The sequence below is a fragment of the Burkholderia sp. genome, from assembly GCF_018375725.1.
In the GTDB taxonomy this organism is placed as follows: Bacteria; Pseudomonadota; Gammaproteobacteria; order Burkholderiales; family Burkholderiaceae; genus Burkholderia.
Genome location: NZ_JAHACR010000176.1, coordinates 1 through 8779, shown reverse-complemented (window position 1 = coordinate 8779; position 8779 = coordinate 1). Strand labels below are relative to the sequence as shown.

Below are 8779 nucleotides of genomic sequence, written 5' to 3'. Positions count from 1 at the left end.
GCCCAAGCCCAAGCCCAAGCCCAAGCCCAAGCCCAAGCCCAAGCCCAAGCCCAAGCCCAAGCCCAAGCCCAAGTCGGCGGCGCTGACCAGACTTCTATCGTCGCGCCAGCGCCTGTTGTCGTCGCGGCCGACCGCGGTGCGCCGCAGCCGGCCAAGGCGGCTGGATCTGTCGAACTGGCATCAGGCATGCCGTCGACCACCGCCGCTGTGCCGCGCCGCGAATCGGTGCCGCCAGTCGAATCCGCGCCGCGCGTCATGACGTCGGAAGCTGCCCCGCGCCTGGCATCGCGATCCGGCGCGGCGGCTGCGCTCGACGTACTGCGCAACGCGGGCATGCGCGTATCGACCGACCGCACACGTCCGTCCGCCACTGCAGCTGCCGGATCGGCGCCAGCCGTTGCGAAAGCGGCCGAACCGCGCCCGGCCGTGCCGGTGCCGACGCCGCGCGCGGCAGCCCGCGCGCCGCAGCCGGAAACGCGCCAGGCGCCGCCGCCATGGGAAGACATTCCGCCGGACGAATACGTGCCGCTCAGCGCGGATGAGATGTTCGGCGGCCCGCCTGACGACGGTTTCGTGCCGGTGTTCGACAGCGGGCCGGACGACGTGCACATCGCGCCGAAGCCTGCGGAAGCCAGACCGGCCGCGCCAGTCGATGCGCGGCCGCTGCCGCCCGCGATCGCACTCGATCCGATCGGTTTCGACGGCGAATGGCCGGCGCTGGCCGCGCGGCTGCCGCTCAAGGGCGTCGCGTATCAGCTCGCGTTCAATAGCGAGCTGACGGGCGTCGATGAGACGACGCTCAAGCTGTCGGTGCCGGTTCCGCAGTACGCGGATGCGGCGCAGGTCGCGAAACTGAAGGCGGCGCTCGCGGACTTGCTCGGCAAGGCCGTCGAGGTGGCGGTCGAAGTCGGGCCGGCACGCCGCACCGCTGCGGCGCTCGACGCGGCTGCGCGCGCGGCGCGCCAGCGCGAGGCGGAGCAGGAGATCCAGGCGGATCCGTTCGTCCAGCAGCTGGTGCGCGAGTTCGATGCGCACATCGTCGAAGGTTCGGTGCGTCCGCTCGCGGACGCCGCCGTGCCGGCAGACGGCGCATCGCCGACGCTGCATTGAACGATTTACGCCGGGACAGGCACAATCACGCTCACACACATCGGCCGACACGCACCGCGTGTCGGCTTTCACACGATCAAGAAGGAGTATCACCATGTTGAAAGGCCAACTCGCCGGACTGATGAAGCAAGCGCAGCAAATGCAGGAGAACATGAAGAAGATGCAGGAGCAGCTGGCGCTGATCGAAGTCGAAGGGCAGTCGGGCGCGGGGCTCGTCAAGGTGACGATGACCTGCAAGAACGAAGTGCGTCGCGTGTCGATCGATCCGAGCCTGCTCGCCGACGACAAGGACATGCTCGAGGATCTCGTCGCCGCGGCATTCAACGACGCGGCCCGCAAGGCGGAAGCGACGTCGCAGGAAAAGATGAGCGGCATGACCTCCGGCCTGCCGCTGCCCCCGGGTTTCAAGCTGCCGTTCTGAGCGCCGCGCCGGAACCGTCAGTGGCTTAATGTATGAAACAGCCGTCCGCCTTGTCCGCTCTCGTCGAAGCGCTGCGCGCGCTGCCGGGAGTCGGGCCGAAGTCCGCGCAACGCATCGCGTACCACCTGATGCAGCACGACCGGGAGGGGGCGGAGCGGCTCGGCCGGTCGCTGCTGTTCGCGACCGAGCATCTGCAGCACTGCGAGAAGTGCAACACGTTCACGGAAGCGCAGATCTGCGAGGTCTGCAGCGATGCCGAGCGTGACCCGACACTCCTGTGCGTCGTCGAAACGCCTGCCGACCAGATCATGCTGGAGCAGACGATGACGTATCGCGGGCTGTATTTCGTGCTGATGGGGCGGCTGAGTCCGCTCGACGGCATCGGCCCGAAGGAAATCCATTTCGACCGGCTGGTGCGGCGCGCGTCCGACGGCATCGTGAAGGAGGTCGTGCTCGCGACCAACTTCACGAACGAGGGCGAGGCGACTGCGCACTATCTCGGTCAGACGCTGAAAGCGCGCGGGCTCGCGGTGACGCGTCTCGCGCGCGGCGTCCCGGTCGGCGGCGAACTCGAGTACGTCGACGCGGGCACGATCGCCCGCGCGATGCTCGACCGCCGCACGATCTAACGCGTGGGCGTCGCGGCTGCGCGTGCGACGCCAATCCTCATGCCAGGGAGACCCATGAGCACGAGTCAGGGCCCGCTCGCGGGCGTCAAGGTGCTCGAATTCGGAACGCTGATCGCGGGGCCGTTCGCCTCGCGGCTGCTCGCCGAATTCGGCGCGGAAGTCATCAAGATCGAGGATCCGAACGGCGGCGATCCGCTGCGCAAGTGGCGCAAGCTGTATCCGGAGGCGGGCGGCACGTCGCTATGGTGGTCCGTGCAGGCGCGCAACAAGAAATCGGTCACGCTGAACCTGAAATCCGATGACGGCCGGGAGATCGCGCGCAAGCTCGCGCGCGACGCCGATATCGTGATCGAGAATTTCCGTCCGGGTCTCCTCGAAAAACTCGGGCTCGGCTACGACGTCTTGTCCGCGGAGAATCCCGGCCTCGTGATGGTGCGCCTGTCGGGCTACGGCCAGACCGGCCCGTACCGCGATCGTCCGGGTTTTGGCGCGATCGCGGAATCGATGGGCGGCCTGCGCCATATCACCGGCTATCCCGATCTGCCGCCGCCGCGCATCGGCATCTCCATCGGCGATTCGATCGCCGCGCTGCATGGCGTGATCGGCGCACTGATGGCGCTTCATCATCGCAAGGTGAACGGCGGCGCGGGGCAGGTCGTGGATGTCGCGCTGTACGAAGCCGTGTTCAACATGATGGAAAGCGTCGTGCCGGAATACGGCGTGTACGGGATGGTGCGGGAACGCACCGGTGCGTCGCTGCCGGGGATCGTGCCGTCGAACACCTACGCGTGCCGTGACGGCAGCATCGTGATCGGCGGCAACAGCGATCCGATCTTCAAGCGGCTCATGAAGGCGATCGAGCGCGCGGATCTCGCCGACGATCCGGCGCTCGCGCACAACGACGGGCGCGTGCCGCGCACGCAGGAGATCGACGACGCGATCGCCGCATGGCTTGCGCCGCGGACGATCGACGAGGCGCTCGCGGTGCTGAATGCGGCGGACGTGCCGGCCGGGCGCATCTACAGCGTCGCCGACATGTTCACCGATCCGCAATTCGTCGCCCGGCAGATGATTCAGCGCTTCAAGCTCGGCGACGGCGCCGACATTCCGCTGCCGAACGTCACGCCGAAACTGTCGGCGACGCCGGGCGAAACGCGCTGGCTCGGCCCGGCGCTCGGCGAGCATACCGACGAGGTGCTGCGCGGCCTCGGCTACGATGCGCAGGCGATCGCGGCGCTGCGCGAGCAAGGCGCGATCTGACCTTCGCGTGCCGCCGCGCGGCGCGGCGGCGCATGACGTGCGATTGCGCGTTTCAGGCCGCGGACTGTCGCGCTCGCGCCATCTTTCCTCGGTTACAATCGCCGCATGCGAATCCTACTCAGCAACGACGACGGCTATCTCGCCCCCGGTCTCGCGGCGCTTCACGAAGCGCTGCAGCCGCTGGCCGAGCTTACGGTGATGGCGCCCGAGCAGAATTGCAGCGGCGCATCGAATTCCCTGACCTTGTCGCGGCCGCTGTCGATCCAGCGCTCCGCGAGTACGGGTTTCTTCTATGTGAACGGCACGCCCACCGATTCGGTGCACGTCGCGCTGACCGGCATGCTCGACGCGAGGCCGGATCTCGTCGTGTCGGGGATCAACAACGGCCAGAACGTCGGCGAGGACACGCTCTACTCGGGCACGGTCGCCGCGGCGACGGAAGGCATCATGTTCGGCGTGCCCGCCATCGCGTTTTCGCTGGTCGACAAGGATTGGGTGCATCTCGCCGATGCGGCGCGCGTCGCGGCCGAGATCGTGCAGCACTATATCGACAATCCGTTGCCCGGCCAGCCGTTGCTGAACGTCAACATCCCGAACCTGCCGTACGACCAGCTGAAAGGGTGGAAGGTGACGCGTCTCGGCAAGCGGCATCCATCGCAGCCGGTGATCCGCCAGACCAACCCGCGCGGCGAGCCGATCTATTGGATAGGGCCGTCGGGCGCGGCGCTGGATGCGAGCGAGGGCACCGATTTTCACGCGGTCGCAAACGGTTTCGTGTCGATCACGCCGCTGCAGCTCGACCTCACCCATACGCAGATGCTGTCCGCGACGCGCGACTGGGCGCGTGCCGGGGGGCTCGGTTCATGAGCGGCGAGCGCGCGAAGCGATTCCCGCTTGCGCTCGAAGATCTCAAGCACGAGCCGCGCAAGGACGAAGGCCGGGCCGGCGAGCGCCATGCGGCGGGCGATGCAGCCCGCCAGCGTCTTGCGGCGGGTGCGCCGCCGCGTACGCAGGACAACCGGCAACCGCGCGTTGCAGCCGCTGCGCCCAAGACTCCCGATCCATTCGCCGCGTCCAGGGCGGCGGTCGTGAAACCGGCCGCACCCAAGGCCGCTTCATCCATGCCGGCCGCATCCGGGCCGACAACGCATAAACCTGCTGCTGCGCTTAATCCCGCGCTGGCCGGGGCGCTTGCGCTGACGTCGGAACGCGTGCGCGAGCGGATGGTCGAACGCCTGCGCGCGAACGGCGTGGCCGACGCGCATGTGCTGGCGGCGATGGCCGCGGTGCCGCGCCACCTGTTCGTGGATCCCGGTCTGGCAACGCAGGCTTACGAAGACTCGGCATTGCCGATCGGCCACCATCAAACGATTTCCAAGCCGTCGGTCGTCGCCCGGATGATCGAGCTTGCGGCGGCTGGCCGTCCCCTCGAGCGTGTGCTGGAAATCGGCACCGGCTGCGGCTATCAGGCTGCGGTGCTGAGCCATCTGGCGCGCGACGTGTATTCGATTGAACGCATCAAGCCGCTCTATGAGCGTGCGAAGCTGAATCTGCGGCCGCTGCGCGTGCCGAACATCCGCCTGCATTACGGCGACGGGCGTGTCGGCCTGCCGTCGGCGGCGCCGTTCGATGCGATCGTGATCGCCGCGGCTGGGCTCGACGTGCCGCAGGCGCTGCTCGAACAGCTGACGATCGGCGGCCGGCTCGTTGCGCCGGTCGGCGCGCAAAGCGGGCAGCCCCAGGTGCTCACGCTCGTCGAGCGCGTCGCGCATGCGCAATGGCGGGAGTCGCGGCTTGATCGCGTTTTCTTTGTCCCTTTAAAATCCGGAGTGATTTGAAACTGATGAGTATGTTGCGCGCGATGCAAAACAACCGATTGGAAGTACCGTTCACACTCGCCCAGCGCGCGATCTGTGTGGCCGCGTTCACGCTTCTGGCCGCCTGTGCGACGCGGCTCGACAACGCGCCTGTCGTCGACCGCTCGGGTTCGCTCGGCACGACGGGCACCGCACTGCCCGCGGCGCCGCTCCCGCCGGCGCCGCCGGGTTTCTATCGCGTGAAACCGGGCGACACGCTGTACCGGATCGCGCTCGAGAACGGGCAGAACTATCGCGACATCGCGGCGTGGAACAATCTGGCCAATCCGAATCAGATCGAAGTCGATCAGCTGCTGCGCGTCGCGCCGACGGCGGGCGCAGCAATGACCCCGGCGCCGGTGACGGGTGCGGCAGCGACCGCGCCGCTCGGCAGCGGCCCGTCGACGACGGCTGGCGCGATGGCGCCGAGCGCGCCGTCGTCGGCCGCGACCGACACGACCGTCGCGTCGAGCGGCCCCGTGACGTTCGCATGGCCGGTTCGCGGCCATGTGCTGAACAACTTCGACGATGCGAAGAACAAGGGTGTCAATATCGGCGGCACAGCCGGCGAGACGGTGAAGGCGGCGGCGGATGGCCGTGTCGTCTATGCCGGCAACGGCCTGCGCGGCTATGGCAACCTCATTATCATCAAACACGATGCAACTTACCTCACGGCATATGCACACAATCGCGCTTTGATGGTAAAAGAGGGGGACGCGGTCTCGAAGGGGCAGAAAATCGCCGAGATGGGTAATAGCGATGCCGACCGCGTGATGCTGCATTTCGAGGTTCGCCGTCAGGGTAAACCTGTCGATCCGCTCAAGTATTTGCCGCCTCAATAGACGAGACGACCATGCCGAAATCGAAGCGCCACGAGCCGCAAGCCGAGTCTGAGAAGATCAGTCGCGCCACGCAAGCATCGGTGGAGCGCGCTGGCGCTTCGACGGACGACGAGGACGACGTCGCGGACAACGAACGCGAGTTCGAATCGCGCGACGCCGATACCGACGCGGAGGCGGGCGACGACGAGCGCGAACGTACGCGGCGGGAAGCGCCGCCGGATCTGGACGACTTTCGCGCGCTGCTGCAGGCGGAACTGACCGCCGACACGATCCAGCATTACCTGAATCGAATCAGCGTGAAGCCGCTCTTGACCGTCGAGGAGGAGCAGCGGTATTCGCGTCTTGCGAAGGCGGGTGAATTCGAGGCGCGCCAGGTGATGATCGAGCGCAACTTGCGGCTCGTCGTCAGCATTGCAAAGGGGTACCTGAATCGCGGCGTGCCGTTGCTCGATCTGATCGAGGAAGGCAACCTCGGCCTGATGCACGCGATCGAGAAATTCGATCCGACGCGCGGCTTTCGCTTCTCGACCTATGCGACGTGGTGGATCCGGCAGAGCATCGAGCGGGCGATCATGAATCAGGCCCGCACGGTGCGTCTGCCGGTGCACGTGATCCGCGAACTCAACCAGGTGCTGCGCGCGAAGCGCCACCTCGAAAAGAACTCGATGTCGACGGGCGAAGCGGCGGACCGCCGCGAAGCCAGTATCGACGACATCGCCTATCTCACCGGCAAGACCGCAGAGGAAGTGACCGACATCCTCGCGCTCAATGAACACACCGCGTCGCTCGACGCGCCGCTCGACCTCGATCCGGCGAGCAGCCTGCTCGACTTGCTGCCCGACGACCAGAGCCAGTCGCCGGACGCCGAAGTGCAGCACCGTGAACTCGAGACGCTGACGCGTGCGTGGCTGTCGCGTCTGTCCGACAAGCACCGGCACGTGATCGAGCGTCGCTTCGGCCTGAATCACATCGAGCCGGCAACGCTCGAGGAACTCGCGGACGAAATGGGCCTGACGCGCGAGCGCGTGCGGCAAATCCAGCAGGAAGCGCTGGTGCGCCTCAAGCGGTTCTTCGCCTCCAACGGCGTTCGCAAGGACGCCGTCCTGTAACAGATGACTCCGATTCTGGTTTTTGACATCGAGACAATTCCCGATGTCGACGGCATTCGCCGTCTCGATGATCTGCCCGCCGCACTCGACGATGCCGCGGTGGCCGAACACGCATTCGCCGCGCGCCGGGAGAAGACGGGCAGCGATTTTCTGCCGCATCACCTGCAGCGCATCGCGGCGATTTCATGCGTATTCCGGGACACCAACGGTTTTCGCGTGCGCTCGCTCGGTGCACCGGGGGACGGCGAAGCGGCGCTGATCCAGTCGTTCTACCGCGTGATCGAGAAATACACGCCGCAGCTCGTGTCGTGGAACGGCGGCGGATTCGACCTGCCGGTGCTGCATTACCGGGCGCTCATTCATGGCATTCCCGCATCGCGATACTGGGATCTCGGCGAGGACGACCGCGATTTCAAGTGGAACAACTACATTTCGCGTTACCACTCGCGGCATACCGACCTGATGGACGTGCTCGCGATGTATCAGGCGCGCGCGAATGCGCCGCTCGATGCGCTGGCGAAGCTGTGCGGTTTTCCGGGCAAGCTCGGGATGGACGGGAGCCAGGTATGGGCCGCGTTTCAGGCAGGGCGGATCGACGAGATCCGCAACTACTGCGAAACCGACGTCGTCAACACCTATCTGCTTTATTGTCGCTTCCAGCTGATGCGCGGGGGCCTGACGGCGAAGGAATACGAGGACGAGATCCTGCTCGTCAAGAACGCGCTGGTGCAGGAGCCGGCGCCGCACTGGGCCGAGTATCTCGCCGCATTCGACGCGTAACGTGCGCCTTCAGTCCAGCTCGAGCACGATCGGCTGGTGGTCGGAGGCGCGCACATCGCCATCGATCTCGCAACGCGTGACGCGTGGCAGCAGCGTCTCGGTGACGAACACGAAGTCGCACGTCAGCGGTCCTTCAGACCATTGCACCGTATCGTAGACGCCGGCTGTCGGCGGCGGCGTGCGTTCCGGGTGCAGCGCCGCCCATGCGTCGACGAAGCCTGGCGCGCTGCCGAGCGGCGCCAGAAATTGACGGTATGCGTCGCTGCCGTATGCGCTGTTGAAGTCGCCGCAGACGATCGCATCGCGCGGCTGGCCGGTCGCGCTGAACGGACCTTCCGGGTTTTCCGCGCGCGCAGGACGATCGGCATGTGCGCAGGCCTCGCGATGGCGGTCACGCAGCGCTTCCACCTGTGCACGCCGCTGTTGCGCGGAATAATATTCGAGATGGGTCACGGTCACGCGCACCGGGCCGAACGCGGTCGGCAACTCGGCTTCGAGCGCAACGCGCGGCATCGAGGGCCTGTCGCCGCTGGCCGGCCATGGCAGCACGTGGCGCATCACGCGCCCGACCGGCAGCCGGGTCGCGAGCGCGTTGCCGAACTGGCGGCGCGGCGCACCCGGCACGGCCGGCGGCAGGTCGGCGCCGATCGCCTCGACGATCGTATAGCCAGGCAACAGCGCCGCGAGCGCCGCGAACTGGTCCGATCCGGGCTGACCGGGTAGTGCGCCGAAGCCGCGTGTGACTTCCTGCAGGCAAAGCACGTCGAAGTCG

The 8779-nt window shown here is 66.9% G+C and carries 10 protein-coding genes; 9 read left to right on the top strand and 1 reads right to left on the bottom strand.

Annotated elements, in window-relative coordinates; all coding sequences use genetic code 11:
• The 9 genes from KH616_RS16930 to KH616_RS16890 all read left to right on the top strand — a co-directional run.
• Nucleotides 1–1110: DNA polymerase III subunit gamma/tau C-terminal domain-containing protein (locus KH616_RS16930; protein ID WP_292248434.1), on the top strand; the 1110-nt coding region annotated here is incomplete at its 5' end.
• 94 nt (nucleotides 1111–1204) lie between these two features.
• Nucleotides 1205–1531, top strand: coding sequence for a YbaB/EbfC family nucleoid-associated protein (locus KH616_RS16925; RefSeq protein ID WP_179404669.1), 327 nt, complete (start codon nucleotides 1205–1207; stop codon nucleotides 1529–1531).
• 32 nt (nucleotides 1532–1563) lie between these two features.
• A complete protein-coding gene (gene recR, locus KH616_RS16920) occupies nucleotides 1564–2160 on the top strand; it encodes a recombination mediator RecR (RefSeq protein WP_292248427.1) in 597 nt (198 codons plus the stop codon).
• 54 nt (nucleotides 2161–2214) lie between these two features.
• Nucleotides 2215–3420, top strand: a complete 1206-nt coding sequence (locus tag KH616_RS16915) for a CaiB/BaiF CoA-transferase family protein (RefSeq protein ID WP_292248424.1) — start codon at nucleotides 2215–2217, stop codon at nucleotides 3418–3420.
• Nucleotides 3421–3525: 105 nt separating this feature from the next.
• On the top strand, nucleotides 3526–4287 hold the full coding sequence (gene surE, locus KH616_RS16910) for a 5'/3'-nucleotidase SurE (RefSeq protein WP_292248422.1): 762 nt from the start codon (nucleotides 3526–3528) through the stop codon (nucleotides 4285–4287).
• Complete coding sequence (locus KH616_RS16905; RefSeq protein WP_292248419.1) at nucleotides 4284–5258, top strand: protein-L-isoaspartate(D-aspartate) O-methyltransferase; 975 nt, start codon at nucleotides 4284–4286, stop codon at nucleotides 5256–5258. The genes surE and KH616_RS16905 overlap by 4 nt, the downstream gene beginning before the upstream one ends.
• Before the next feature lie 5 nt (nucleotides 5259–5263).
• Nucleotides 5264–6118, top strand: coding sequence for a peptidoglycan DD-metalloendopeptidase family protein (locus tag KH616_RS16900; protein ID WP_292248437.1), 855 nt, complete (start codon nucleotides 5264–5266; stop codon nucleotides 6116–6118).
• Nucleotides 6119–6129: 11 nt separating this feature from the next.
• Complete coding sequence (rpoS, locus tag KH616_RS16895; RefSeq protein WP_292248417.1) at nucleotides 6130–7227, top strand: RNA polymerase sigma factor RpoS; 1098 nt, start codon at nucleotides 6130–6132, stop codon at nucleotides 7225–7227.
• A gap of 3 nt (nucleotides 7228–7230) precedes the next feature.
• Nucleotides 7231–8007, top strand: a complete 777-nt coding sequence (locus tag KH616_RS16890; protein WP_292248415.1) for a 3'-5' exonuclease — start codon at nucleotides 7231–7233, stop codon at nucleotides 8005–8007.
• A 9-nt stretch (nucleotides 8008–8016) separates the two neighbouring features.
• Here the strand turns inward: KH616_RS16890 and KH616_RS16885 are convergent.
• Nucleotides 8017–8779, bottom strand: a 763-nt coding sequence (locus tag KH616_RS16885) for an endonuclease/exonuclease/phosphatase family protein (protein WP_292248412.1), incomplete at its 5' end; no start/stop codon positions are given.